A 24,566-nucleotide genomic window follows, 5' to 3' on the forward strand; every position below is an offset into this window, starting at 1 on the left:
CCACCGGTCAGTCGTTCTTGATGCCTAGACCGCCAGCGGCACACCGCCTGCAAATGCGGCCAGGATCGGGGCTGCCAATGCAAAACCGGATCGGAAGACCTCTGCCGGATCGCTCGCAAGTCCGCGCATTTTTTGCCATTCGACCATTTTGGCCGGGTCACGCAACTGACCCTCACCCGCTGCCCGCAATGTCAGCCGCCGCCTGCGTCCATCCAGAACAAGCGCGACAGGCAGATAAAAGCTCAGGATCAGCAAGGTAAAATAGATACCAGTGAACAGGGACGAGGCCGCAACCACGGCGCCAAACGCATCCTGATCCGCGGCACCAATCATCGGCAATGGCCAACGCATCCAGCTTGTTGCAAAGAAGATACCAAAGGTCAGCACCAGCCCTGACAGATAAAGCTGCCGGCGCATCCGGCGCAGGTTGCGTTCCAGATGCTGGGCTTGCTTTTCCAGATCGTCCGTTTGGGGGACATCAAGGCACAGGATCATGCCCACGATCAATGCGCCGACCCCCAGACCGGCGCAGATATTAATCATATCAAGCGTCCTGTTCAGCAAAGTAATCACCGGCTGTTCGCCACATGGCCCAAAAAGCCAGCGATCGGCGGGCGTAGCACATCCTGCAATCGTACCACGGCCCAGCGCGTTTTCGAAAAGATCCGCCCCCAGTCGATGAAAGATACGCGGCGTTTCGGGTGCGATGATATATTGCACCGTCGGCATCATCGCGAGCAAAAAAATACCCAAGATCACCAGGATCGCGACCCGCCGTGTCTGGGGGCGCATGGGCTGCGCGATATCCCGGATCACAAGCACAAAGACCATCACGGCAAGTGCTGCAAAAACCCAGGTCGCCCCCAGGAAACGGAACCGGCCGACCGCCTCAAGCCAATCGCGCCCATCCTGAATGACCGTGGCAGGAATAGCGAGATCCATCGCCAGAAACTGGGTCGTGATGAACGCCTCTTGGGCAAAGATCAGAATGGGTACAAGCGCGATAAGGAAATATCGGGCCGGAACGTATCGCGGATTCAATTGCGCAAGCCCCTGTTGTTGCAATGGAAAACCACTAGCATGGTTTGGCGCATAAAGAAAGAAATGCGCCCGGGATCATTCGCTGCGCTGGCGCAGAACGGCGCCGGGGTTCATGATACCCAGCGGGTCCAGCGCATCCTTGACCGCCCGCAACATCGCCAGCTTGGCCGGGTCGCCATAGTTTTCCAGATCGTCAACCTTCAGCCGCCCGACCCCATGTTCCGCGCTGACCGATCCGCCCAGCGCATGGACCAGATCATGCACGGTCTGCTTGATCTGGCCGCGCTGTTCTTCATGATCGTCGCGCGTACGTCCAGGCATCGGGAACACGTTGTAATGCAGATTGCCGTCCCCCAGATGCCCAAAACAATTGATCCGAAATGGGCCAATATCAGCCAGCGCCGCATTCCCCCGGGCGATGAAGTCAGGGATCACACTCAGCGGCACAGAGATATCATGCGAACTGACAGATCCAATGCGCCGATTGGCAATCGGGATGCTCTCGCGGATATGCCAGAACGCCTGCCGCTGTGCGACGCTTTGGGCAATGACCCCGTCGCTGACCAGCCCCTTTTCATGCCCCGCAACGAATAATGCCTCCAAAGCCGCATCAGGGGACAGTCCCGCAGGCAGGCCTACATCTATCAACACGCACCATTCGGGAATGTCCGCAAATGGCATCCGCACCTCGGGGCCCACCTCGGCCAGGAAGTCAAAGCCCTGCCTGTGAATGATCTCGAAGGCGGAAATCGTGTCACCCATCTGCGCCCCTGCAAGCGCCAACAGATCAAGGGCCGCTGCGGGCGACGGCACGGCAAGCATGGCTGCCCCTGTGGCAAAGGGTTGCGGCGACAGTTTCAGCGCAGCACCCGTAATGATCCCCAGCGTCCCTTCGGCCCCGATCATCAGATGACGCAGGTCATAGCCGGTATTGTCTTTGCGCAGCCGGGACAGGCCGTGCCAGATGCTGCCATCGGGGCGCACGACCTCAAGCCCCAGACACAGCGCGCGCGCATTGCCGTAGCGCAGCACATTTACCCCGCCTGCATTGGTGGACAAAAGCCCCCCGATCCGCGCCGACCCTTCCGAACCCAGCGACAGAGGGAAGAGCCGGTCAATCTCTTCCGCGGCGCGCTGAATATCGGCGAGAATGACGCCAGCATCACAGACAAGCACGTTTTCCATTGGATAGACATCGCGAATGCGGTTCATCCGCTCGAGGCTAAGTACGACGGGGGCAGGCCCCTCACCCATGATCTGCCCACCGACCAGCCCGGTGCCGCCGGCATAGGGCACCACGCCGACGCGCGCCTTAGCGCAGGCGCGTACAAGTGCCGCAACCTCTTGCGTGTTTGCGGGGGCCACAACCAGACCCTGACCGGTCCACCGGTCACGCGGTTCTTGCAGATAGGCGGCGCTGTCATCCTTGAATGCAGCGGCCGGCAGCAAATTGCGAAGATGCCCTGTGAAGGTCGGGGTGACGGGGTTCAGCATATCCGTGTCCTTTTGGTCCAGCCACTACATGGGCCAAAAGGACGCGAAGGCCAACGTTGTTTATGCGGTTGCCCGGGCCGCACCCTCGGACATTGCGGCCAGCTTGGCATAGGCGATTTGCGGATCAATGGCGCCAAAGCCTGCAAAGGTCCCAAAGCCGCAATCAGACCCGGCGATCACCCGGTCTGCACCGACAATATCAACAAAGCGTTCGACGCGTTCAGCAACCAGATCGGGGTGTTCGACAAAATTTGTGGTCGTGTCCACAACACCCGGCACCAGCACCTTGTCTGCGGGAATATCGGCAGCCCGGTCCCGAAACACCGCCCATTCATGGCCGTGACGGGGGTTTGATGTCTCAAACAGCACATAGCGCGACTTGGTCGACATCAGCGTGTCGAACATCTTGGCCATCGGGATATCGCAGATATGCGGCCCCTCGTAATTGCCCCAGCAGATATGCACCCTGACTTTCTCGGCAGGAACGTCGGACAAGGCATGGTTCAGCGCCTCGACATGGCTGGCGGCCACTTTCAGAAAATCGTCATCCGACAAATCGTTGAACAACATGTGCCGCGACAGGGCCAGATCGGGGCAGTCAAGCTGCACATCAAGACCGGCGGCAACGATGGTTTCATATTCCGCCTTCATGGCATCAGCCAATGCAGCCAGATAAGCCTCGCGGGTCTTGTAGTAGTCGTTCTGCAGAAAGAGCGAGATGACGCCCGGCGATGCCGCATTCATGAACCCGCGCTGCGCGCCATGTTCGGCCATCGCAGCCTTGAGGTTTGCGATGTCCTTTTCCAGTTCGCCCTGCCCCTTGGACCGCACCTCGCCCACGCACATCGGCCTTGCGTATTGGGGTGTGCCGCCCCCCTCGGCCAAGCGTTTCAGAAAGGTCGGAAACTGCTTGAGATCGGCAGGCGCATTGCGCGGGCTGTCCCCGTCAAAGCCGGTATAGCGGTCTTTGACATAAGTGGCGTAGGAGATCTTGGAGGTTTCCCCGTCACTGACAATATCGACGCCAGCGGCGACCTGCTTTTGCACCGTATCGGCGACAGCCGCGGTCATTGTCGCGTCAAAAGCCTGCTGATCGTAAGCAGTTCCGTTCTCACGGGCAAAAATGAAATCGACCACATCCTGGGTTCGCGGCAGCGAACCGGTATGCGTTGTAAGTACCTTGGTCATGTTATTCTCGGCATCTTTTGTTGAGGGACGGCAATGGGCTGCGCGCGTGCGTCAGCCTGTCCAGGTCGCGCCAGCTGCGTCATCCGTGGCAATGATATGGAACAGGCTGGCCTCGCCTGTCATCGCAGGGATTGCGTTATGCATCAAGTCCGCGGGAACCGACATCGTGTCCCCCGGTGCAAGTGTCGCACTGCCACCATCCCAGTTCACCTTCCAATGGCCGCGCATGGGCATCAGGACCGATGGACGATCATGGGAATGCATCGCCTCATCCGCGGAATTCCTGTTCATAAAGGCAACTTCGAAGCCCGGCTTGTCGCGCAGCATCCCTGTTTCGCCAATCACCACAACCGGCGCAGGATCCGCCATCGCCATCATGTCCCAATAGCGGGCGACATATCCTGGCACCACATCCGCCGCGCTGGGTTCGGGGTAGCCCGCCAGTTCCTGCGGCGTCAAAAGCGGCATCGGGTTCACGCCGTCAGGCAGGCGCTGGCCCTTTTTGCTGTCATAAAGCTTGCCATTGTCACCCAGCACCAGACCATGTTCTTGCGCGTCCACAATCACGTGGGGGGCCCAGATCACGCCACCGCCTGCATCATCCCCGCCAAGGATGGCCATGATCATCCCGTAATCTGTGCCGATATTTTCGAACCCCCGAAAAATACCGGTTGGAATATTGATGATATCGCCCTCTTCCAGAACAACCTCACCAGCTGTGCCATGCTGCCCCCAGAAGAAGCGCCAGCGCCCCTTGAGAACAAAGAACACCTCGGCGGTGCGGTGACTGTGCAAGGAGTTTCGGCATTTCGGGGGCTGTCCTGCCGCCCCGATATTGAACCCATGAGGGATCGCAATATGCACGTGTTGATCGGGGGATTCAGAAACGCCGCCACCAATGATGGTGAAGTTTTCCTTTTGATCCGATCCGGGTGTGTGCGCATCAATAAAGGCGGTTTTGCACGGGTGCAGATCGCCATAGCGAACGATGCGGGTTTCCATATCTTGCGGTGTCATCTGAATGTCTTTCCAAAAGAGGGTCGGCTGCGTTTGGCGCGGGTGCGACGCCTCAGGCTATCCGGTATGCATCAATATCTGTTTCCAGATTGCGATCTCATCATAGAGCGCAAATTCACGGCGCAGCCCGATCCCGTCCGGGCCATAAGGTCCGAATTCTGCATGACACATGCCCATGACATGGACCTGCGCGCCGGTGGGTTCACCAAAGCTGCCCCATCCATCGTGAACTCCATCCAGCGACCAGCGGATCGCAGCGCGCGGCGAAAGCATATCGGCATCCATCCCGATCTGGTGGTGGATCTTGAATTCAGCATGCGGAAAGGACGAACGTAGCCCGACCCAGAAGGCCAGCACACCGTCCCAACCGGTCACCCGATTGGCCCCTGCATATTCGCCGATGATCGCCCGGTCATAGCTTTCACGGATATGGGTAAAGTCATGGTTCATGATCCGCGTCAGCGTATCGGCGTAACGCTGCCCCCAGGCATTGTCATTGCCGGTTGCGGTGTAATCGCCCTGAATGTCGATTGCGGGTGTAAAAGGCTTGGCGCAATTGGCCGGGCCGCCCTCGCGTGCGATCAGGCCCTCGGCATAGTCGCGCGGGTCCATGCCCAATTGCCGGACGATCCCGCCATAATCCCGCACCAGCCATTCGTCATAGATGGTGTCCTCCTTTGCCGCACAATCCGCGATCACATAGACCTGCCAATGCTTGCCCGTTGCGGGGCCAAATTGTCCGTCGCGCGTGTGTGTGGCTTTGGTCAGCAGGCGGTGGGATGACAGGAACCCGTCATCCGCGTTCCCGGACCAGATCACATCCTCGCCCAATAATTCGCGGTCGGGGAATTCGTGGCAGGTCGCCATGGTGGAGGCAATCACCGCCTGATTGCCTTTGCCCACGCCCATCGGTGTCCGCACCGGGATATCGGGGGCATAATAATGGTTCAGGGTGCCGATCCCGCGGTCTTCCCAGATTTCCTTGGTAATCCCGATGATATAGTCGGGGAAATCTTTCCATTTGGGGTTGAAACCCTTCATGCCTTTGGTCCTTTGGTAGAGCCGCGCCGGATCAGCGGGCTATCAATTTCGATCCGTTTGGCCGGGGCGGTCGGGTCGGTCAAACGCGCCAGCAAGGTCGCGACGGTTGCCTCGACCATCCGGTTGACGGGCTGTCGCATCGTGGTCAGGTCATAAGCCGCCCAAGCCGCCAAGGGTACATCATCATAGCCGATCACGGCGACGTCGTCGGGAACCCGCAGCCCAAGCTCTTGTCGCAATGTATCCATCACGGCAAAGGCCATGTGATCATTGCCCACAAATATCGCGTCAGGGGGGGCGTCCTGCGCCATCAATGTCCGTGTCGCAGCCGCGGCTGTGTCCCGATCATACATCCCGTCAATGATCTGTGGCGTGATCCCGGCCTGTGTCAGCACATTGACAAAGCCCTGCTGCCGGTCCCGCCCGGTAGAAGACCCCTGCCAGCCGCTGATATGTGCAATGTTTCGATGCCCGCAAGAGAGCAGGTATCTGCCCACCGTCTCACCCCCTGCAACATTTGCCGATGTCACGGCGGAAACGCCCGCCCCGTCCTGTCCCCGGTTGAACATGACCACGGGGATGCCGGCCGCGTTGCACCGTGCCGTCAGATCACTGGTCATCCCGACAGAGGCCGTGATGATCCCGTCAACCTGAAAATCCAGCAGTTCCTGCATCACTTCCTCGACATCCGCCCGACTATTGGCGGCTGTAAATACCAGTATATGGTACCCTTGGGCCTGCAGCGCGTTTGACAGCCGTTCCAACGCCAAGGGGTAGAATTGATTGTCCAGATAGGCGACCACCAGTCCGATAATCCGGCTTTTGCCGGTGATCATGGCGCGCGCCATCATATTGGGGCGATACCCCAATTCCTGCGCCGCCTTGCGCACTTTTTCGACGGTCTTGGCACTTGCCGAGGCCCCGGGTGTGAACACCCGGCTGACCGCCGATTGGCTGACCCCGGCCCTTTCAGCCACCTGAAGCGATGTCACATTGCCCATCAGTCGGCCGTCCAGCCGCCGTCGATCAGCATATGGGTGCCGGTCATCAGCGCCGCCGCGTCAGAGGCCAGATAGACCACAGGCCCCATGATATCACTGACCTCGCCGATCCGGCCCAGCTTGATCTTTTCCGCGATCCATTTCACCCGGTCGGGGTTGGAAAATGTCTGTTCGGTCAGCGGCGTGCGGATAAATGTCGGGCAGAGCGTGTTAACCCGGATCCCAAGAGGGCCCCATTCAATCGCCATCGCCTTGGTAAAGCCCTCGACCGCGTGTTTGGTCGCGCAATAGACCGCCCGGTCAATTCCGCCGACAAACGCCATCTGGCTGGTGATATTGATCAGGCTGCCGGGCTTGCCTGCCGCTATCAGTCCCCTGGCAACCGCGCGGGTCAGGAAATAGGCACCCTTGATATTGAGATCGGCAACCGCGTCAAAATCAGCCTCGGTCGTTTCAGTGGCGGGGCTGTGGATGGCCAGCCCGGCAGAGTTGACGAGAATATCAAACGGGCCTGCGGCGCTGACAGCGGCTTCGGTCGCGGCCACATCGACCACATCCAATTGCAATGCCTCAGCCTGCATTCCGGCACCGGTCATCTGTGTGACCGCGTCTTGAAGCCTTTGACTGTTGCGGGCGGCCAGCGTGACTTGCGCACCCGCCTCTGCCAATGCAACGGCGCAGCCCAGTCCGATCCCCGAGGACGCCCCTGCGACAAGGGCGCGCTTGCCGGTCAGCTGAAAGGATGGGGTGCGTGGCAGGGTCATGGGTATTGTGTCCGTTGCAACCGCCGGAGCCTCCGGCGGGAGTATTTTGGGCGAGATGATAGGCTATTCGGCGGCAGTGCCGTAGGCGACGTTCTTTCCCCCATACCGGCGCACCCGGATGTTGCATTGTTCAGCATGCCCAACGAAGCCTTCGAGCATGCACAGACGTGAGCCATATTCGCCCACGAGGGTCGCGGCTTCATCGCTGAGCACCTTTTGGTAGCTGTGGGTCTTGAGGAATTTCCCAACCCAGAGCCCCCCCGTATACCGGCCCGCCTTTTTGGTGGGCAGCGTGTGGTTGGTGCCGATGACTTTGTCGCCATTGGCCACATTGGTGCGCGGCCCCAGGAACAACGCGCCATAGCAGGTCATGTTTTCGAGGAACCAATCATCACGGTCCGTCATGACTTGCACATGCTCGGACGCAATAGCATCGGCCACAGCAAGCATTTCCTCATAGGTGTCGCAGAGGATGACCTCACCATAATCCTCCCACGACGTGCGTGCCGTTTCCGCCGTGGGCAGGATATCGAGGATCCGGTCAATTTCAGACAGGGTTTCCCTGGCCAGCTTTTCGGAATTGGTCAGCAGGACGGCGGGCGAATTATACCCGTGTTCGGCCTGTCCCAGCAGGTCGGTCGCGCAAAGCTCTGCATCGACCGTCTCATCCGCGATGACCATGGTTTCGGTTGGCCCTGCAAACAGGTCGATGCCGACCCGCCCGAACAATTGCCGCTTGGCTTCGGCGACAAAGGCGTTGCCCGGGCCAACGATCATATGCACCGGATCAATCGTTTCTGTACCAAGCGCCATGGCCCCCACGGCCTGCATGCCCCCAAGCACATAGATCTCATGTGCGCCACCCATATGCATGGCCGCGACAATTGCCGGATGTGGTTCGCCATTTTGCGGCGGGGCAGAGGCCACGATGCGCGGCACGCCTGCCACATTCGCCGTTAGGACAGACATATGGGCCGAAGCGACCATCGGGAACTTGCCCCCAGGCACGTAGCAGCCGACGGACTGAACAGGGATGTTCTTGTGCCCCAGAACCACGCCCGGCATGGTTTCGACCTCGATATCCGTCATGGAGGCACGCTGCGCTTGGGCAAAGCGCCGGATCTGGGTCTGCGCGAACTTGATATCTTCCATATCACGGGTCGTGACCTTGGACATGGCCGCGTCAATTTCGGATTGGGTGAGGCGAAAGCTGGATGGGCTATATTTGTCGAATTTTTCGGACAGATCACGGACCGCGGCATCACCACGGTCCGCGATATCGGCGAGCGTATTTTCGACGATCTTGCGCACCTTGGCGTCATCTTCGGCCCGTTCCGCCTCTGGTTTGCCGGATTTGATGTAGGTGATAGTCATGCTTGGTTCCTCCGCATCCCGGATATGATCCGGGACGGCGCTAGTCTGGTGTCGCAGGTGTCGCACTGCCATTGTCGTAATTTTCCCAGCCCTGCCCGCCGAACACGTCGACGCCCAGTTGCTGCATCACCGAGGCGAAATCGACCGAAACCGGATTGTCGGCGATCCGCCCATCCTCGACCCGCCAGAAATCCATGTATGGGATTTTGACACGCTTGCCGGTGGGTGCGATCCCCATGAACACGCCGGAATGCGTGGCCTCGATATGTCCAAAACACGCCGCCCAGTCACCGTCGGCCATGAATTTTTCGGTCTTGTATGCGCGGTCGCTGAATGCTGCCCGCAGCGGTAACTGCCAGTTCCGCCGAAATTCCTCGACCCCCTTTTTGGTGCCGCAGCCCTGATTGCCGCGCCACAGAAAATCAGGTGTGAAATATTTGGTCATGTCGTTCTCGCCCGCGGCAAGCCCGTCTTCCATGCGTTTCACGGCAGCAAGCGAGGCTGCGGTTTGTTCATCATAGCTCATGTCAGGCGGTCCCCGGTTGACGCATCGAAAAGGTGGCAAATGCTGGCCGGAATGCTGGCGCTGACGCTGTCGCCAATGTCGACCCGGTAGTCCTTGCCCGACTTGACGGAAATGATCGTGCCGGCAGCGCGCATGGTGACCATTGTCGCCTCGCCCAGCAGTTCAAGCGAGTAGACCTGCGAATTCGCCTGTGACTGACCGTCGGCGACGGTTGCATCCTCGGCCCGGAAGCCCAGTGTCACGGGACCATTGTGGCCTGTCGTCAGGCCGGGGATATTTATGTTTTCAGCAGTAAAGGTGCCGTTTTCCAATACCCCATCCATCAGGTTCATTGCGGGCGAGCCAATAAAGCCCGCGACAAATGTGTTGGCGGGGTTGTCGTAAATCTCGGTCGGGGTGCCGACTTGTTGCACGACACCCTTGTTCATCACCACAACGCGGTCGGCCAGGGTCATCGCCTCGATCTGATCGTGGGTCACGTAGATTGTGGTTGTCTTCAATTCGTGGCTGAGGTTCTTGATCTGCGCACGGGTCGACACGCGCAGCTTGGCATCAAGATTGGACAGCGGTTCATCCATCAGGAACACGTTTGGTTCGCGCACAACCGCACGGGCAAGGGCCACGCGTTGGCGTTGCCCGCCCGACAACTCAGCCGGTTTGCGGTGCAGGAACTCGTCGAGTTCGACCATCGCCGAGGCGCGTTTGACCCGATCGTCATGTTCGGATTGCGGCACACCGCGTACTTTCAGCGGAAAGCGGATGTTGTCGTAGACGTTCATGTTTGGGTAAAGCGCGTAGGACTGGAACACCATGGCCACATCCCGGTCTTTTGGGTCAAGGTCGTTGATCCGCTTTCCGTCAACCAGGATATCGCCGCCTGATGCGTCTTCCAGACCCGCGATCATCCGCATGGTTGTCGTCTTGCCGCAACCAGATGGCCCGAGCAGCACGAGGAATTCCTGATCGGCAATGGTCAGGTCAAATTCCTTCACACCAACGAATGACCCCCACCGCTTGCTCACGTTGCGCAGCTGAATTTCGGCCATGTGCACACCCCCTTGCATACGTTTGCAAAAACATTCGCCTGATTCCACAAATCGCGCAAGCCCCTAATTTTCTTTCTCGACATTTGCTGGAAAATTGCGAAAAGTTTCTTGCGTGACGCTGCAGTTTGAAGGTTAATTGCAAACGTATGCAACGCGAATCCGATTCGGTCGCGAGAAAAATCAATGCGGTGAAAAGCGCCGCAAATGGCGACCGGATAACCGGAAATGCCGTACAACTGGGAGACTATAAGCATATGACACTTATGAGAAATTTGACACTGAGCACGGCTTTCGTTGCGTTAAGCACAGGTGCCGCCCTTGCCGGTGGCCATGCCGATTGCGGCGATGGCCGGTTGAACATCATCGGCAACGAATTTCCTGCGATTCAAACTGTCGCTGCCGCAGCCCAGGCCTGTGCCGGTGACGGCGCCGAGGCTAACCTGACATCAGAACATCAGACACTGAACGTCGCGGGCATGACCGGCAATCCGGCGGAGTACACTACCGCGATTGTTGCCAACTCATCCATCGTGGCACTGATCAACGAAGACGTCATTCAGCCGCTTGACGATCTTGTTGCAGAGTTTGGCCAGGACATCCCAAAGCAGCAGTTGATCACCGTCGATGGTAAGGTCATGGCCGTCGCTTTCATGGCGAATGCGCAGCATCTGGTCTACCGGGCCGATGTACTGCAGCAGATCGGCGCAGAGGTCCCGACCTCCTATGAGGAAGTTCTGGATGCGGCCGCAAAGATCCGCGAAGCCGGCATCATGGAATACCCCGTTGGCGGTGCTTATGCAGCTGGCTGGAACCTGGCCCAGGAATTCACCAACATGTATATCGGCACCGGCGGCAGCTTCTTTGAGCCCGGCACCGCGCAAGTCAGCATCAACAACGCGCAAGGCGTCGAAGCGCTGGAAATGATGAAAGCGCTGTCCGAATACATGAACCCCGACTACCTGACCCATGACAGCAACGCGACATCCGCCGAATGGGAAGCAGGAAACGTGGCCCTGATGAACATGTGGGGCAGCCGGACGGGCGTATTGATGGACGACGAAGGATCAGAAGCCGTCGTATATGAAAACACCAAAGTCGGCGGCCCCCTGACGGTTGGCGACAGCGGCACGCCTGCCACGACACTATGGTGGGATGGCTGGACTGTGGCCAAGAACATCAGCGATGAAGATGCGGCTACGACCTTCAAGGCGATGAAAGCTGGCGTCTCTTCTGACATCCTCAACGATGAGACCATGTCGCAAGCTGTCTGGCTGATGGATGGGTTCGAGCCTGCCCCTGTGAACGAGGGCGTTTTGGCCTCTGTTGCTGCCGGCTCAACGCCCTACCCGATGGTGCCGTTCCAAGGCCTGTTGCACACCGCATTGGGTGACAACATCGCAGACTTCCTGCAGGGCAATGAAAGCGCCGAGCAGACACTGGCCGATATCGAAGCCGCCTATACCGCTGCGGCCACTGAAAACGGCTTTCTTCAGTAAGCCTGACTGATGTGAGGGGGGCGTTTGTCCCCCTCACCGACTTCTTTCCGCATAGCTTTGGGGGCGCGGCTGATGAAACATAAGACATTCTTCTGGTTTGTGCTGCCGTCAGTGTTCCTGATGGTCCTGTTCATCGCGCTGCCGATTGTCTCAGTCGTTACCCAATCGCTCTATTCCAAGCACGAACAAGTCATTATCGAGGTTGAAAACTGCGGCCCCTTCGGCTGCACCGTTGAGACCACCGTCGACCAAGAGGCAACCGCAGCGCTAGAGGCCGCCGAGCCGCTGGGCAAATGGGCCGGTCTGGATATCTACAAGGATCGCAACCATCTGGCCCTGTCCGAGGTTGCGAGCGCCTGGATCAATGCCGACGGGTTGCCCGACTTCGGCAAAAGCCTGATGAACCTGCCGTTCTACAGTGCCTTGGGCTTTACCATAACTTATACGGCCATCGTCACCCCGCTGACGATCATTCTGGGGTTCATGGTCGCCATCGCGGTGAACTCCGTGGCCAAGGCCTTGCGCGGGCCAACGATCTTTTTCTCGCTGCTGCCGATGATTGTGACCCCGCTGGTGGGGTCGCTGATCATCTTCTGGATGGTCGATGCGCGCGGTATCTTGGGCACCGGTCTGCAATGGCTGGCCAATGATCCGAACTTGTCGGTCAAGGCCTCAACCCCGCTGATGTGGGCGATGCTGATGTTTTACGGGGTCTGGCACTCTGCCCCCTTCGCGTTCATCGTCTATTATGCGGGTCTGCAAACCGTGAACCAGGACACGCTTGAGGCCGCCCTGATCGACGGGGCCAGCCGGTGGGAGCGGATCCGCTATGTCGTGGTTCCGCATTTGGCGCCGCTGACGACATTCATCGCGCTGATCCAACTGATGGATAACTTCCGGGTGTTTGAGCCAATTATCAGCTTCAGCGCGGCGGCACATGCCACATCGCTGTCATACGCGATCTTCAACGATCTGGGGGGCGAAACACGGCTTCTGTCCTCTGCTGCGGCAACCTCTGTGCTGACAATCATCTTTGTCGCCATGCTGCTTTCACCCGTTCTGGTCCGCACATGGCGCGACTTCGGCACACGCAAGTAAGGGAACGCTCATGTCCATCGCCACCCGCCGCCCGTTGAGTGTCAGCTTTCTGGCCAGCAGTTTCCTTGTCCTTTGGCTGATCTTGGCCGCCTTCCCCTTTCTTTGGACGCTTTGGGGATCGTTCAAGGTTGAAGGGGATTTCTTTTCCAAGGCTGATTGGGCGAATTCGCTCTTCGGGACGCTCACCAAGGTCGAAACCGGGGGCAGTTTCACCGGTGACGGCTACTATGGTGCCTGGATTCAAGAGGAGTTCTGGCGGGCCGCCTGGCACACTGGCCTTGTTTGCCTGTGCGTTGTCACGATCTCGCTGACCTGTGGAACGTTGGCGGGCTATGCGCTGTCCCGCTCGCCCTATCGCTATGCTTTCTGGCTTTTGCTTTTTGCGCTGATCTTCCGGGCGATGCCACCAGTGACGCTGGTATCGGGATACCTGCTGCCCTTCTTCGAATGGAACCTCTGGGGGCACCTGTCTACGACGATCATCGTGCTTGTGGCCATCAACCAACCATTCACCCTTTGGATGCTGCATTCATTCTTCAAGAACATCCCCCAAGACCTGGACGAAAGCGCGATGGTCGATGGGTGCACACGGTTCCAGGCCTTCCGGCACGTAATCATCCCGGTGATGTGGCCGGGTGTGATCACCACGGGGCTGTTCAGCTTCCTGCTGGCGTTCAACGACTTCGCGATCACAACAATGCTGCTGTCCAAGGAAAACCACACGATGATCCCCAAGATCTTCAGCTTCCTCGGGACGACACAAACCAAAGGCAACGTCATGTTCGCGGTGGCGGCGGTTGTATCGGTGACAGCGCCGTTATTCGTGATGATCCTGTTCTTCCAGCGCCAGATCGTATCGGGCCTGACCGCCGGTGCCGTGAAAGGCTAAAATGAGTTTCCAGACTGAGAAGGCGCTGGTGCGCGCGCATTACGCGGCACTGGCCAAGGCCACGCCGGACACCGTGGCCGATGTCCTGGCTGAACGGGTCAGCCCTGACTGGCATTGGCGCGGAATGCATCCGTTTCATGAACAACACGGGGCGCAGGCTGTCGCCGATACTTTCTGGTCCCCCTTCCTGAGCGCTATATCCCGGGTCCAGCGCCGCGAGGATATCTTTTTCGCGGGCAAAAATGAAATTGACGGGTTCAACTCGGTCTGGGTGGCCTCGATGGGCCATCTGATGGGGCTGTTTGATGCGCCGTTTCTGGGCATCAAACCGCATCGGCGGATCGCGATGTTGCGCTATGCCGAATTCAACCGGATTGAGAACGGCAAGATCGTCGAAACCGCCCTGTTCTGCGATCTAATCCATCTGATGCGTCAGGCCGGCCAATATCCCCTGCCCCCGCAAACCGGCATGCATCTGGTTCAACCCGGCCCCGCCACCCATGACGGGTTGCTGCGCGATGACGCTGATCCGGTGGAGGGTCAGGCGACGCTCGCCCTGATCAACCGCATGATCGGCGACATCAACGGGCACGAAAAATATGCGACCCGGCAGGAAGAGCTGTCGCAATGCTGGCATGACGATATGCTCTGGTGGGGGCCAGAGGGGATTGGGGCGACCTACACCATCGACCGCTATATCGACCAGCATCAGCGCCCCTTCCGGACCCAGATCAAGGACCGCGTCTATAACGGACATGTCTGCCGCATGGCCGAAGGTAACTTCGGCGGGTTCTTTGGCTGGGCAAACCTGACCCTCACAAACGCAGGCGGCTATATGGGGCTGCCGGCTGGGACGCCCGCCGACATGCGGGTGGTTGATATGTACCGGCGGGATGGGGACAAACTGGCCGAGAATTGGATTTTCATCGACATCCTGCATTTCCTGCATATGCAGGGCAATGACGTGCTTGGGCGGATGGAAACACTCTAGGGGCCGGACCCTAACAGGCAAATCTGTGTGCCGAGATGTTGATATCCCCGCATTGATCCAGCGGGATATCGTCGCCAGTCAAGGCGTCGCCAATATACCAGCCATCAGGGGACAGACGGACCGCGATGGGATGCACCACCTGCGCCGCGTCACTGCTGGCCCTGATCCGCACAATGCGCCCGCCGCGCACCGCAGCCGCAAAGGCCGCAACGCGCGGGTCCTCCGGCAGCTGATGGGCATGGATTGGAAACCTCTTGATCGCCATCTGGGTGACATCACGCACCTTGTCCGGGAAACTCTCGATCAGTTTTGCAGTCGCGCGCCGGGCCGCGTCGGCCAGGCCCAGCTGGGTCAATGCGGGCTGCGCTGCACCAAGGATGATGCCCAGCGCCTCGGCCTCCTCCCGATCCAGGCCCGTCAGGCGTGTGCGATAATTAAACCCAAGCTCGATCCCACCCTGATTGCCCTGAAACACGATGATCGGCAGGCCCGCCTCGGTCATTGCGTCCACATCGCGCAGGATCGTGCGCGGGGTCACCTCCAGCTCGGTCGCAAGTTGTGTCGCCGTCAATCGGCCCCGGTTCTGAAGCAACAAAAGGATCTGCAAAAGGCGGGAGGCGCGCAAGACAAGCCCTCAAACATGACATAAGATGTCATATAAGGGTTGCTAAGCCCTGTGGTGTCAAGACAAGGAGCATGCATGACACCCTATCACGTCACCCGCGACATCGCCGCGCCACCGGAAACCGTCTGGTCCATTCTGACCGACGCAAATCGCCTGTCAGACGGCAGTTTCAGCATCATCCGGATCGACGGGCGGATCGCAGCCGGACAATCATTCAAACTATGGTCAACGGTTGACCCCAAGCGCGCCTTTCCGATCAAGGTCGCGGTGATGCAGCCCGCGCAGCGAATGGAATGGCATGGTGGCATGCCTTTGGGGCTGTTTCTGGGGAACCGGCAATTCAGCCTGACCCCAATCGGCACCGGGACGCGTTTCGATATGCGCGAGACTTATTCCGGACCGCTGAAAGGCCTGATCACGCGGTTCATTCCGGATCTACAACCCAGCTTTGAGACATTCGCAAACGCACTGAAAGCAGCAGCAGAGGACACGCCATGAACCGCGTCACCTATGGCATGGGCGTGGCGGGCGACCCGTGGATACTGAAAACACCGCCGCTATCGTCCGCGTTCGAAGCCTGGCGCGACGAGGACCGGTTGGTCATCCAGGTCGGCAAGACGCAACTTTCATATCAATGGCGCGCGATCAAAGATGCGCATGCGATGCTGGTGGCATACGGTGACTGGATGCCACTGGGCAACGCGGATGAAGGCAAACCGACCAAGGCCGGCACGCTGGAACACTGGGCGCGCGATCCGGCAAATCCGGTCGGCGGCTATTACGGATTGCGCAAAGGTTATCGCGGGCGGTTCGCCAACTACGTCAGCCCCGTATTGGAAATGCTGGGACTGGTAGAGCTGGAACACAACGCGCGAAACAACCGGATCAGGGCCATTTGATGCGGTCGGGGGCGGATCATTGGGTCTTGTCGGCGACCGCGCTGTTTGGGAATGTCAGCTATCGGTGTCTACGGCCGACCGTCTGATCAACAACAAAACCAGTATCACTGCAAAGAACAGAAACCCGGCACCGACAATCCATGCGACCGGTGTCGTGTAAATCTCCGCGATAGCTCCGGCCAACACCAGACCCAACGCGGCCCCCAACTGTTGTATCAACGATCTCAGAGAGAGCATGGTCGACCGTTGACGGTCTTCGACGCAACGATGCAAAATGCAGGTGCCCGGCGTTTCGCTGACCCCAAGGATGACAGCGTACAGGATGAATACCGTCACAAAGCCGAGGATACTACCCTGCAGCGCCAAGGCGATCTGCACGACTGCCAAGCAAGCAAAACTCGCCGCAAGCGTCATGGCGTGCCGTCGCCTGAAGATCCGACTGATATGCGCCGACAGAGATGCCCCCAAAGCAATTGAGAAGAAGTAGGTCGCAGTCATGATACCGATGACAGTGTTTGCGTAACCCTCATCCAACATCGGCTTTGCATGGGTCGGCCAGATCACCTCAACAGGGTTGGTTGCCATCAGAAGCAACGCCAAACCTGCCAGAAGGATCGAAAGAGTCGGATGTCTAAGCGCCAACAGGCTGGCGTCTTTCATGACCGTTGGAACATTCGCGAAACCATGCTTGAGAGCCGCGACGCCCTTGGAGCGCGGTTTTTCGACAATGGCCACCACCGTGAACGCAAACACGCCCAACATCACAGCAAAGCTTGCCATGTAGGACGCATCATAGATGCTGAACCCAAGCCGCTTTGCGACCTGGCCAAGAATATCGGGCAGAAGGCCGCCAATCGCGGCACCAATGGCCAACCCAACCGCATTGGCCCATTGCGCTTTGGCCAGTGCGGGCTGGGGATCCACATTCGGTGCTGCGGCCTTGAAAGTTTCGAGAAACCACGCATCAAGCGTGCCTGACCTGAGCGCGCGACCAAAACCGATGAATGCAAATGAAAGCGCGAGAATGTAGAAGTCCGCCGTCGAGAGAAACAGCACAAGCGAAACCAGACTGGCGACGACCGCTGTCAAAAAGACCGGCTTGCGGCCAATGCTGTCGGCAAGACCACCGAATGGCAGCTCCATCGCCATCGTCGTGAGCGAGTAGACCCCGAAGAGAAGCGAGATTTGAAAGAGGTCCATGCCGCGATCAGTCAAGGCCAGAACAACAACGGCAACTGTCAGTCCCATCGCAAAACGGTCAAGGAACTGGTGCAGTTGAAATACGCGAATGTGCCGTCGCGCTGATGCGTTCAGTGCTGCGAAAGAAAACTCGATTTCGGTGGCCATCTTTGCAGCATCGCCGTTGCTGTCAACATGCACAACACATTAAGCGAGCCAGAACTTGTGCCGCGCCACAGTAAACATTCGTTCAAGAGGGTCCGGTTTTACTCACCCAACGCACGTCGCGCGCCCCTTAACCGACATCCGTCTTTCCGCGCCGGTCGTGCCGCAGATTGGCGTAGAGTACGTGGTTCCGCCAGCGTCCATTGATTTGCAGATAGCTTTGCGCGACCCCTTCATATTTGTAGCCGCATTTTTCCAGCAATCGTCGTGACGGCTCATTTTCCGGCAGGCACCCGGCCTCGACCCGGCTGATATCAAGCACCGTAAACGCGTGATGGACGACGGCCGCGATCGCTTCGCGCATATAGCCCTGCCGGGCGTAAGGGGCGCCGATCCAATAGCCGGTGGTCCCCGCCTGGGCCGGGCCGCGCCGGATATTGTCCAGCGTGATTGCCCCCACCAGCATGTCGTCGGTCCGCCGGATCAGGAACAACGGCATCGCCGTCCCATTCGCAATCGAACGCTGCGCCCAATAGACCCGATTGGTAAAGGCCTTGCGTGACAGATGGTCAGGGGCCCATGTTGGCTCCCACATGCGCAGGAAGTCTTCGCTATCGCGGCGCAGCGTGGACCATGCCCGAAAATCACCATGTTGAGGCGGGCGCAGGGTCAACCGTTCGGTTTCAATCCGGACCTTGCGTTTTGCGCCCAGCATCAGGCGGCAAGCCGTGCTTTCAGCGCCTCGAGACCCGGTGCGGCCTCTGCCGGACCATAGAGCGCCATGGCCGTCCCGGCCTGACCTGCCATCTGCGCGGCAAAGCTTTTGACATCACCTGTCGTGACCGCGTCAATCCGTTCGACAGTCTCGTCAATGGATGGGATCCGGTCCCAGATCGACAACAGGCGGGCCAGCCGTTCAGCCCGGTTCGACGGGCTTTCCAGCCCCATCAGCAGACCGGCTTTCATTTGCGCCCGGGCACGCGCCACCTCGGCCGCAGACATATCATCAGCGGCCCGTTTCATCTCGTCCATGGTGATATTGGCCAGTTCGGCGATTTGTGCAGCACTGGTGCCCGCATAGATCGTCGTCAGCCCGGTGTCCTCATAGGCCCCGGCCTGCGCAAAGATCGTGTAGCACAGGCCACGGTTTTCCCGGACCTCCTGAAACAGGCGCGAGGACATGCCCCCACCCATGGCCGAGGCATAAACCTGCGCTGTATAAATTGCCGGATCGCGATAAGTGGGTCCCTCAAGCGCCATGGCAAAATGCACCTGCTCGAGCGCCTTGTGTTCACGTCGTTCGCCGCCGCTGAACACCGCAGGCTGCATCAGATCAGGTGAGCGGGTGATCGCAGGCAAATGGCCAAACAGGGCCTCGGCCTGTGCCACGATGGCCGCATGGTCAACGGCACCGGCTGCGGCAAGGATCATCTGGTTGGGGCCGTAATGTTCGCCAACGAAACCTTGCAAATCATCCCGCGAAAAGGCGCTGACACGCTCTGTCGGGCCAAGGATCGTGCGGCCCAAAGCCTGATCCGGGAACGCGGCCTCTTGCAGCCAGTCAAAAATGATATCGTCGGGCGTATCCAGCGCCTGCCCGATTTCCTGCAGGATCACACCGCGTTCCACCTCGATCTCGGCGGGGTCAAAGACCGGGTTGAGCAGGATATCGGCAATCACATCCAGACCAAGTGCGACATCATCCTGCAGAACCCGCGCGTAATAGGCTGTCATTTCACGGCTGGTATAGGCGTTGATATAGCCGCCCACGTCTTCGATGGTTTCGGCTATCTGTAGCGCGCTGCGTGTCTTGGTTCCCTTGAACGCCATATGTTCTAGGAAATGGGCGATGCCGTTTTGCTCGATACGCTCGTGCCGCCCGCCCGCCTGCACCCAGATTCCGATGCTTGTCGATTTCAGCCCCGGCATATGCTCGGTCACGATCCGAAAGCCGTTGGACAATGTATGCAGTTCAATCGTCAATTAGCTGATCCGCTCCCTGATGACAGCTTGAATGGCCGCCAGCTCCCCCGCTACGCGCGTCACGCGCTCTGGCCGGTCATACAGGTCGGCCATGCGCGGGGGAAGGGGTGCCGTGACGCCAGAGGCCGCTTTTACCGCATCTGGGAATTTAGCCGGATGGGCCGTTGCCAATGTGACCATCGGGGTGGGGCCAAGATGCGCCTCGGCCACGTGCACGCCCACGGCCGTATGCGGGCAGAGCAGTTCGCCATGGTTCTGCCGGTAGGTTTTGATCGCTTGGTGGGTTTCATCCTCGGATGCGCGGCCGGATTTGAACGTGTCCTTCAGCATCTGGTAGGCACCCTGACTGATCTGGAAGCCCCCTGATTTAAGGTCATCCATCTGCCCAGCCACAGCCGCCCCATCCCGCCCATATGCATCGAACAAGGCGCGTTCAAAGTTCGAACTGACCTGAATATCCATGGACGGGCTGATTGTGGGTGCAACCCCTTCCTTGGTGTAGGCGCCGGTCTGCAATGTGCGATGCAGGATATCATTGCGGTTGGTCGCAACAACCAGATCCGCAATCGGCAGTCCCATCCTTTTGGCAATATAGCCTGCAAAGATGTCGCCGAAATTTCCGGTAGGGACTGTAAAGCTGACCTGCCGATGCGGCGCGCCGAGCGATACGGCAGCGGTGAAGTAGTACACCACCTGTGCCAGCACTCTGCCCCAATTGATGGAATTCACGCCTGCCAGCTTTACCGCTTCGCGAAAGGCGAAGTCGTTGAACATGTTTTTGACCATGGCCTGACAATCGTCAAAGTCGCCATCCACGGCAAGCGCATGCACGTTGTCCTCGGTCGGGGTGGTCATCTGGCGGCGCTGTACCTCGGACACCCGGCCATGCGGGTAGAGGATAAAGACGTCAACGGCAGCCAGACCCCGAAAGGCCTCGATCGCGGCAGAGCCGGTGTCGCCGGACGTAGCCCCGACGATCGTGACCCGGTCCCCGGACCGGCTGAGTGCTGCCTGAAACATCTGCCCGATCAGCTGCATGGCAAAGTCTTTGAACGCCAGCGTGGGGCCGTGGAAAAGTTCCAGCAGGTAGTGGTTGCTGTCGAGTTGCACCAGCGGTGCGCGCGCGGCATGGCCAAACCCGGCATACGCATTTGCAATCAGCGTTTTGAAGGTGGCGCCGTCAAACGTATCGCCAATAAAGGGGCGCATGACATCAAAGGCGACCTCTTCATAGGATTTGCCTGCCATTGCAGCAATCTGGGCCGGTGTCAGCGTTGGCACCGTGTCAGGGACGTAAAGGCCCCCATCGCGTGCCAGACCGGTCAACATGGCCTGTTCGAATGTCAGGGCCGGAGCTTGCCCACGGGTCGAGATATATTGCATCGCGTCAGCCGTCCTTTGGCGTGGTCGTCCTGTAGATCAGGTACAGGCTCATAATCCCCCAGACCAAGGCCAGCAAGAACCAAGTGATCGCATATTCAAGATGGTCGTTCTTGATATTGGTCGTGCTGACCGGGAGCGGTGTCAGACGCGGATCAGCCGGGCTTGTGCTGCTGGCGACCACCATCAGCGGCGCTGTCTGCAGCTTTGCTGACATGTCGGTTACGTCGCGGGCAAACCAGATGTTCTTGTCCAGATCGGGGGCCGGTGTGTTATTATTCTTGTCGTCGGGCCATAGCAGCGTCCCCGTGACCTGAACCGGTCCATCGGGTGGCGGTGCCGTTTTTGCCTCAAGAGGCAGCAACCCCTTGTCGAGCAGAATGATTGTGCCTTTATCGGTTTCGAAAGCCGTGATCACCCTGTAGCCGGTTCCAGCCTGCGTGCCGGAGGTCAGCACATGCAGTTCATCGCCGACTGCCCTGCCTTGCAGAGTGACCCGCGTATATTCGTCTGCTTCTTCGGTGACGTCATCTCGCAGCGGGCCGGGTTCTTCTGCCAGCCGGGCATTGATATTCGCAAGGATGTCTTCCTTCCAGGCGAGCCTTTCTACTTGCCATAGCCCAAGGCTGATCAACACGCCGCAACCGGCGATCCCGAGGATCAGTGGGAAGAGTATCTTACGCAGCATCGCGGGCCTTTTCGTAGAAAAACGCGCGAGGCCCCTCGCGCGTTTTGATCAGGTGGGATGGATCAAGATCCATCTTACGGGCGTGGCGCCTGTTAGCCGCCCCAGACGTACACAGCGGCAAAGAGGAACAGCCAGACCACATCAACAAAGTGCCAGTACCAGGCGGCCGCTTCGAAGCCCACATGCTTTTCCGGGGTGAAATGCCCGCTTTGCAGCCGGAATAGGCAGACCAGGAGGAAGATCGTCCCGATAAAGACATGCGCCCCGTGAAAGCCCGTCGCCATAAAGAAGTTGGCCCCGTAGATGTTGCCCGAAAACCCGAATGCCGCGTGGCTGTATTCGTAGATCTGGAACACGGTGAACAGCGCGCCCAGCGCAACGGCCAGGATCAGCCCCCATTTCATATCTTCGCGGTTATTTTCATGCACCAGCGCATGGTGCGCCCAGGTGGCCGCGGCCCCAGAGCAGAGCAGGATCAGCGTGTTGATCAGCGGCAGATGCCAGGGATCAAACGTTTCGATCCCCGCAGGTGGCCAGACCCCATCAACCGCAGGGCTTTGCGGACCCATCGGATACATCGCATGTTTGAAAAAGGACCAGAACCAGGCGGCAAAGAACATCACTTCGGACATGATGAACATGATAAACCCATAGCGCAGGCCGATCCGCACGACAGGCGTATGATCACCAACCCGGCTTTCGGCCACCACTTCGGCCCACCACGCATACATCACGTAGAGGATCGCCGCGAGCCCGGCCAGGAACATGTAGGGTCCGGATCCATGCATCCAGATCACGGCCCCAAACAGCATGACGAACCCGCCAATGCCGCCGATCATTGGCCAGATGGATGGCGGGAGAATGTGGTAATCGTGGTTCTTTGCGTGCGCCATGTGCTGCGCTCCCTATCGGCTGGTCGTTAGTATGTTTCTATGGCGCCTTCAGGCGCCGGTGTCAAAGTGGATGGTGTCTGCAGAGTAGCCTGGCGGGCGTCCTCGGGCAGATCTATCTGGTAGAACGTGTAGCTGAGCGTGATCGTATGAACATATTGCCCCTCGCGGTCGTCAACGATGGCCGGGTCCACAAAGAAACTCACCGGCATCATGACGGTCTGCCCGGGCTGCAACACCTGTTCTGTAAAGCAGAAACACTCGATCTTGTCGAAAAACGCGCCGGCCTCGTAAGGCGTCACGTTGTAGGCAGCCTGGCCCGCGATAGGCACGTCATAAGGGTTATGCGCTTCGTAAAATGCCAAACCGGTTTCGCCGATCCGGATCTCCATCTCGCGCACTTCGGGTTTGAACGTCCACGGCATATCGCGTTCCAGCGATGCATCAAAGCGGACCGTGATTGTCTGATCAAGGATCACGTCGCTGCCGGCCTCGGCGACATTGGTGGCCCCGCCAAAGCCGGTGACCCGGCAAAACCAGTCGTAAAACGGAACAGATGCCCATGCGAGCGCACCCATCAGGATGACAACACTGGTTGCCTGCGCAGCGGTCCGTTGCGGGCCTTTCAGTTTTGGAAACAGTGTCATTCGCTGCCCCCTTCAACCGGCACGATCTGCGGGCGCGCCACATGATCAAATTTTTCAAACTGGGCCGCATCGCCCAATTGCAGGACCTTGACCACGGTTAATCCAAAAACGATGCCGATAAAGCCAATCAGCAATAGTCCCACCCCAACATTCCGCCCCTTGCGGCGGTTGTGCAGTTCGTGTTCGACCTTGATTGCCATCACCAGCCCCCAAGAGCGGATTGACGCAAGGCGGCCTCGACCAACAAGGCCCCGAAATGCGCAAAAAGATAGTAGAGCGATACTTTGAACACCCCGATTTCGACCTTGTGCTTGTCAGCCTCGCAATCGGCGTCAGTCCGGCGCCAGATATCATACGCGCCTTTGAGGAACCAGGCATTCATCACGGCAGCCACGGCCAGGTAGACCGGGCCACCGATGGACGTGAAACCAAGGCCAATCGCAACCGGAACAAGGAGCAATGTGTAGACAATCACGTGACGACGCGTGGCATCACGCCCATGTGTCTCGGTCAGCATGGGCACACCGGCATTCCCGTAGTCGGATTTCACGAACAGGGCCAGCGCCCAGAAATGCGGCGGCGTCCACATGAAGATCAGCGCAAACATCAGCATGCTTTCGACGCTGACGCCACCTGTTGCCACCGCCCAGCCCAGCATTGGGGGGAATGCGCCTGCAGCCCCGCCAATAACGATATTCTGGGGCGTGGCCCGCTTGAGCCACATGGAATAGATGACCGCATAAAAGAAAATCGTGAATGCCAGGATCCCGGCAGCCAGCCAGTTCGTCGCAAGGGCCAGAAGGATCACCGCAAAGCCCGACAGGCCCAGACCAATGCCCAGCGCCTCACCAGGAGCAACACGGCCCGAGGGGATGGGACGACCAGCAGTCCGGCGCATCTTTGCGTCGATATCCGCATCCCACCACATGTTCAGGGCGCCTGATGCACCTGCGCCGACGGCAATGCAAAGGATGGCCACAAACCCGATGAACGGATGTACCGGGACGGGTGCGACCAACAGGCCAACAAGCGCGGTGAACACGACCAACGACATCACGCGTGGCTTCAGCAGGGCGAAATAGTCACCCATGCTTGCCTCATACGGCGCCTCTTGCATGCTGATGTCACTCATCTGCTACCTTCC

At 58.9% G+C, this 24,566-nt stretch carries 26 protein-coding genes; 6 read left to right on the top strand and 20 right to left on the bottom strand.

Annotated features, from left to right (window positions below; translation table 11 throughout):
• Positions 1 to 24: 24 nt before the first annotated feature.
• The 10 genes from AABB31_RS09580 to AABB31_RS09625 all read right to left on the bottom strand — a co-directional run bounded on the left by AABB31_RS09580 (position 25) and on the right by AABB31_RS09625 (position 10,492).
• Entirely contained in the window at positions 25 to 1,041 is a 1,017-nt protein-coding gene (locus tag AABB31_RS09580) for a hypothetical protein (RefSeq protein ID WP_342078364.1), read from the bottom strand.
• Between the two features lie 75 nt (positions 1,042 to 1,116).
• Positions 1,117 to 2,535: an FAD-binding oxidoreductase gene (locus tag AABB31_RS09585; protein ID WP_342078363.1), complete on the bottom strand. Its 1,419-nt coding sequence runs from the start codon at positions 2,533 to 2,535 to the stop codon at positions 1,117 to 1,119.
• A gap of 60 nt (positions 2,536 to 2,595) precedes the next feature.
• Positions 2,596 to 3,723 carry a cobalamin-independent methionine synthase II family protein gene (locus AABB31_RS09590; RefSeq protein WP_373635684.1) on the bottom strand — a complete coding sequence of 376 codons (1,128 nt, stop codon included), beginning with the start codon at positions 3,721 to 3,723 and terminating at the stop codon, positions 2,596 to 2,598.
• Positions 3,724 to 3,774: 51 nt separating this feature from the next.
• Positions 3,775 to 4,740 (bottom strand): cupin domain-containing protein, encoded by a 966-nt coding sequence (locus tag AABB31_RS09595; protein ID WP_342078362.1) that lies wholly within the window; start codon positions 4,738 to 4,740, stop codon positions 3,775 to 3,777.
• Positions 4,741 to 4,797: 57 nt separating this feature from the next.
• Positions 4,798 to 5,781 (bottom strand): nuclear transport factor 2 family protein, encoded by a 984-nt coding sequence (locus AABB31_RS09600; RefSeq protein WP_342078361.1) that lies wholly within the window; start codon positions 5,779 to 5,781, stop codon positions 4,798 to 4,800.
• Positions 5,778 to 6,782, bottom strand: a complete 1,005-nt coding sequence (locus AABB31_RS09605) for a LacI family DNA-binding transcriptional regulator (protein ID WP_373635685.1) — start codon at positions 6,780 to 6,782, stop codon at positions 5,778 to 5,780. Before AABB31_RS09605 ends, AABB31_RS09600 begins: the two co-directional genes overlap by 4 nt.
• A complete protein-coding gene (locus AABB31_RS09610) occupies positions 6,782 to 7,546 on the bottom strand; it encodes an SDR family oxidoreductase (protein ID WP_342078360.1) in 765 nt (254 codons plus the stop codon). Before AABB31_RS09610 ends, AABB31_RS09605 begins: the two co-directional genes overlap by 1 nt.
• Positions 7,547 to 7,609: 63 nt before the next feature.
• A complete protein-coding gene (gene hisD / locus AABB31_RS09615) occupies positions 7,610 to 8,920 on the bottom strand; it encodes a histidinol dehydrogenase (RefSeq protein WP_373635686.1) in 1,311 nt (436 codons plus the stop codon).
• 40 nt (positions 8,921 to 8,960) lie between these two features.
• Complete coding sequence (locus AABB31_RS09620) at positions 8,961 to 9,446, bottom strand: ester cyclase (RefSeq protein WP_342078359.1); 486 nt, start codon at positions 9,444 to 9,446, stop codon at positions 8,961 to 8,963.
• A complete protein-coding gene (locus AABB31_RS09625; protein ID WP_342078358.1) occupies positions 9,443 to 10,492 on the bottom strand; it encodes an ABC transporter ATP-binding protein in 1,050 nt (349 codons plus the stop codon). Before AABB31_RS09625 ends, AABB31_RS09620 begins: the two co-directional genes overlap by 4 nt.
• A 254-nt stretch (positions 10,493 to 10,746) precedes the next feature.
• Between AABB31_RS09625 and AABB31_RS09630 the strand changes: the two genes are divergently transcribed.
• The 4 genes from AABB31_RS09630 (at position 10,747) to AABB31_RS09645 (ending at position 14,966) form a co-directional block, all read left to right on the top strand.
• Positions 10,747 to 11,988, top strand: a complete 1,242-nt coding sequence (locus AABB31_RS09630) for an extracellular solute-binding protein (RefSeq protein ID WP_342078357.1) — start codon at positions 10,747 to 10,749, stop codon at positions 11,986 to 11,988.
• Between the two features lie 72 nt (positions 11,989 to 12,060).
• Positions 12,061 to 13,086 (top strand): carbohydrate ABC transporter permease, encoded by a 1,026-nt coding sequence (locus tag AABB31_RS09635; RefSeq protein WP_373635687.1) that lies wholly within the window; start codon positions 12,061 to 12,063, stop codon positions 13,084 to 13,086.
• 10 nt (positions 13,087 to 13,096) lie between these two features.
• Entirely contained in the window at positions 13,097 to 13,975 is an 879-nt protein-coding gene (locus AABB31_RS09640; RefSeq protein WP_342078356.1) for a carbohydrate ABC transporter permease, read from the top strand.
• A 1-nt stretch (position 13,976) separates the two neighbouring features.
• A complete protein-coding gene (locus AABB31_RS09645; RefSeq protein WP_342078355.1) occupies positions 13,977 to 14,966 on the top strand; it encodes an ester cyclase in 990 nt (329 codons plus the stop codon).
• A 10-nt stretch (positions 14,967 to 14,976) separates the two neighbouring features.
• Here the strand turns inward: AABB31_RS09645 and AABB31_RS09650 are convergent, their stop codons facing one another.
• Positions 14,977 to 15,591 (bottom strand): helix-turn-helix transcriptional regulator, encoded by a 615-nt coding sequence (locus AABB31_RS09650; protein ID WP_373635688.1) that lies wholly within the window; start codon positions 15,589 to 15,591, stop codon positions 14,977 to 14,979.
• A gap of 75 nt (positions 15,592 to 15,666) precedes the next feature.
• On the opposite strand from AABB31_RS09650, the gene AABB31_RS09655 reads away from it, so the two are divergent.
• Both AABB31_RS09655 and AABB31_RS09660 read left to right on the top strand, forming a co-directional pair.
• Positions 15,667 to 16,089 (top strand): SRPBCC domain-containing protein, encoded by a 423-nt coding sequence (locus AABB31_RS09655; protein ID WP_342078354.1) that lies wholly within the window; start codon positions 15,667 to 15,669, stop codon positions 16,087 to 16,089.
• Positions 16,086 to 16,490 carry a DUF6855 family protein gene (locus AABB31_RS09660; protein WP_342078353.1) on the top strand — a complete coding sequence of 135 codons (405 nt, stop codon included), beginning with the start codon at positions 16,086 to 16,088 and terminating at the stop codon, positions 16,488 to 16,490. Before AABB31_RS09655 ends, AABB31_RS09660 begins: the two co-directional genes overlap by 4 nt.
• Before the next feature lie 54 nt (positions 16,491 to 16,544).
• Here AABB31_RS09660 and AABB31_RS09665 read toward each other — a convergent pair whose 3' ends face one another.
• The 9 genes from AABB31_RS09665 to cyoE form a co-directional block, all read right to left on the bottom strand.
• The gene (locus tag AABB31_RS09665; RefSeq protein WP_342078352.1) at positions 16,545 to 17,837 is read right to left on the bottom strand and encodes an MFS transporter; all 1,293 of its coding nucleotides are present in this window, start codon (positions 17,835 to 17,837) and stop codon (positions 16,545 to 16,547) included.
• Between the two features lie 127 nt (positions 17,838 to 17,964).
• On the bottom strand, positions 17,965 to 18,549 hold the full coding sequence (locus AABB31_RS09670; RefSeq protein WP_342078351.1) for a GNAT family protein: 585 nt from the start codon (positions 18,547 to 18,549) through the stop codon (positions 17,965 to 17,967).
• Positions 18,549 to 19,817: a M16 family metallopeptidase gene (locus AABB31_RS09675; protein ID WP_373635689.1), complete on the bottom strand. Its 1,269-nt coding sequence runs from the start codon at positions 19,815 to 19,817 to the stop codon at positions 18,549 to 18,551. The genes AABB31_RS09670 and AABB31_RS09675 overlap by 1 nt, the downstream gene beginning before the upstream one ends.
• Positions 19,818 to 21,200 carry a threonine synthase gene (gene thrC, locus AABB31_RS09680; RefSeq protein ID WP_342078349.1) on the bottom strand — a complete coding sequence of 461 codons (1,383 nt, stop codon included), beginning with the start codon at positions 21,198 to 21,200 and terminating at the stop codon, positions 19,818 to 19,820.
• Between the two features lie 4 nt (positions 21,201 to 21,204).
• Positions 21,205 to 21,885: an SURF1 family protein gene (locus tag AABB31_RS09685; RefSeq protein ID WP_342078348.1), complete on the bottom strand. Its 681-nt coding sequence runs from the start codon at positions 21,883 to 21,885 to the stop codon at positions 21,205 to 21,207.
• Positions 21,886 to 21,977: 92 nt separating this feature from the next.
• Positions 21,978 to 22,778, bottom strand: coding sequence for a cytochrome c oxidase subunit 3 (locus tag AABB31_RS09690; protein WP_342078347.1), 801 nt, complete (start codon positions 22,776 to 22,778; stop codon positions 21,978 to 21,980).
• 26 nt (positions 22,779 to 22,804) lie between these two features.
• Positions 22,805 to 23,422: a cytochrome c oxidase assembly protein gene (locus AABB31_RS09695; protein WP_342078346.1), complete on the bottom strand. Its 618-nt coding sequence runs from the start codon at positions 23,420 to 23,422 to the stop codon at positions 22,805 to 22,807.
• Positions 23,419 to 23,622, bottom strand: a complete 204-nt coding sequence (locus AABB31_RS09700; RefSeq protein ID WP_342078345.1) for a hypothetical protein — start codon at positions 23,620 to 23,622, stop codon at positions 23,419 to 23,421. The genes AABB31_RS09695 and AABB31_RS09700 overlap by 4 nt, the downstream gene beginning before the upstream one ends.
• Positions 23,622 to 24,554, bottom strand: a complete 933-nt coding sequence (gene cyoE / locus AABB31_RS09705) for a heme o synthase (RefSeq protein WP_373635690.1) — start codon at positions 24,552 to 24,554, stop codon at positions 23,622 to 23,624. Before cyoE ends, AABB31_RS09700 begins: the two co-directional genes overlap by 1 nt.
• Positions 24,555 to 24,566: the final 12 nt, after the last annotated feature.

Origin of the sequence: Yoonia sp. SS1-5 (genome assembly GCF_038443705.2) — a bacterium.
Lineage (GTDB): Bacteria > Pseudomonadota > Alphaproteobacteria > Rhodobacterales > Rhodobacteraceae > Yoonia > Yoonia rhodophyticola.

What these genes read in the sequence shown, in the direction of transcription:
- AABB31_RS09585 (WP_342078363.1), bottom strand. Translation starts at nt 2,535, where the DNA reads ATGCTGAACCCCGTCACCCCGACCTTCACAGGGCATCTTCGCAATTTG.
- AABB31_RS09590 (WP_373635684.1), bottom strand. Translation starts at nt 3,723, where the DNA reads ATGACCAAGGTACTTACAACGCATACCGGTTCGCTGCCGCGAACCCAG.
- AABB31_RS09595 (WP_342078362.1), bottom strand. Translation starts at nt 4,740, where the DNA reads ATGACACCGCAAGATATGGAAACCCGCATCGTTCGCTATGGCGATCTG.
- AABB31_RS09600 (WP_342078361.1), bottom strand. Translation starts at nt 5,781, where the DNA reads ATGAAGGGTTTCAACCCCAAATGGAAAGATTTCCCCGACTATATCATC.
- AABB31_RS09605 (WP_373635685.1), bottom strand. Translation starts at nt 6,782, where the DNA reads ATGGGCAATGTGACATCGCTTCAGGTGGCTGAAAGGGCCGGGGTCAGC.
- AABB31_RS09610 (WP_342078360.1), bottom strand. Translation starts at nt 7,546, where the DNA reads ATGACCCTGCCACGCACCCCATCCTTTCAGCTGACCGGCAAGCGCGCC.
- hisD (WP_373635686.1), bottom strand. Translation starts at nt 8,920, where the DNA reads ATGACTATCACCTACATCAAATCCGGCAAACCAGAGGCGGAACGGGCC.
- AABB31_RS09620 (WP_342078359.1), bottom strand. Translation starts at nt 9,446, where the DNA reads ATGAGCTATGATGAACAAACCGCAGCCTCGCTTGCTGCCGTGAAACGC.
- AABB31_RS09625 (WP_342078358.1), bottom strand. Translation starts at nt 10,492, where the DNA reads ATGGCCGAAATTCAGCTGCGCAACGTGAGCAAGCGGTGGGGGTCATTC.
- AABB31_RS09630 (WP_342078357.1), top strand. Translation starts at nt 10,747, where the DNA reads ATGACACTTATGAGAAATTTGACACTGAGCACGGCTTTCGTTGCGTTA.
- AABB31_RS09635 (WP_373635687.1), top strand. Translation starts at nt 12,061, where the DNA reads ATGAAACATAAGACATTCTTCTGGTTTGTGCTGCCGTCAGTGTTCCTG.
- AABB31_RS09640 (WP_342078356.1), top strand. Translation starts at nt 13,097, where the DNA reads ATGTCCATCGCCACCCGCCGCCCGTTGAGTGTCAGCTTTCTGGCCAGC.
- AABB31_RS09645 (WP_342078355.1), top strand. Translation starts at nt 13,977, where the DNA reads ATGAGTTTCCAGACTGAGAAGGCGCTGGTGCGCGCGCATTACGCGGCA.
- AABB31_RS09655 (WP_342078354.1), top strand. Translation starts at nt 15,667, where the DNA reads ATGACACCCTATCACGTCACCCGCGACATCGCCGCGCCACCGGAAACC.
- AABB31_RS09660 (WP_342078353.1), top strand. Translation starts at nt 16,086, where the DNA reads ATGAACCGCGTCACCTATGGCATGGGCGTGGCGGGCGACCCGTGGATA.
- AABB31_RS09665 (WP_342078352.1), bottom strand. Translation starts at nt 17,837, where the DNA reads ATGGCCACCGAAATCGAGTTTTCTTTCGCAGCACTGAACGCATCAGCG.
- AABB31_RS09670 (WP_342078351.1), bottom strand. Translation starts at nt 18,549, where the DNA reads ATGCTGGGCGCAAAACGCAAGGTCCGGATTGAAACCGAACGGTTGACC.
- thrC (WP_342078349.1), bottom strand. Translation starts at nt 21,200, where the DNA reads ATGCAATATATCTCGACCCGTGGGCAAGCTCCGGCCCTGACATTCGAA.
- AABB31_RS09685 (WP_342078348.1), bottom strand. Translation starts at nt 21,885, where the DNA reads ATGCTGCGTAAGATACTCTTCCCACTGATCCTCGGGATCGCCGGTTGC.
- AABB31_RS09690 (WP_342078347.1), bottom strand. Translation starts at nt 22,778, where the DNA reads ATGGCGCACGCAAAGAACCACGATTACCACATTCTCCCGCCATCCATC.
- AABB31_RS09695 (WP_342078346.1), bottom strand. Translation starts at nt 23,422, where the DNA reads ATGACACTGTTTCCAAAACTGAAAGGCCCGCAACGGACCGCTGCGCAG.
- AABB31_RS09700 (WP_342078345.1), bottom strand. Translation starts at nt 23,622, where the DNA reads ATGGCAATCAAGGTCGAACACGAACTGCACAACCGCCGCAAGGGGCGG.
- cyoE (WP_373635690.1), bottom strand. Translation starts at nt 24,554, where the DNA reads ATGAGTGACATCAGCATGCAAGAGGCGCCGTATGAGGCAAGCATGGGT.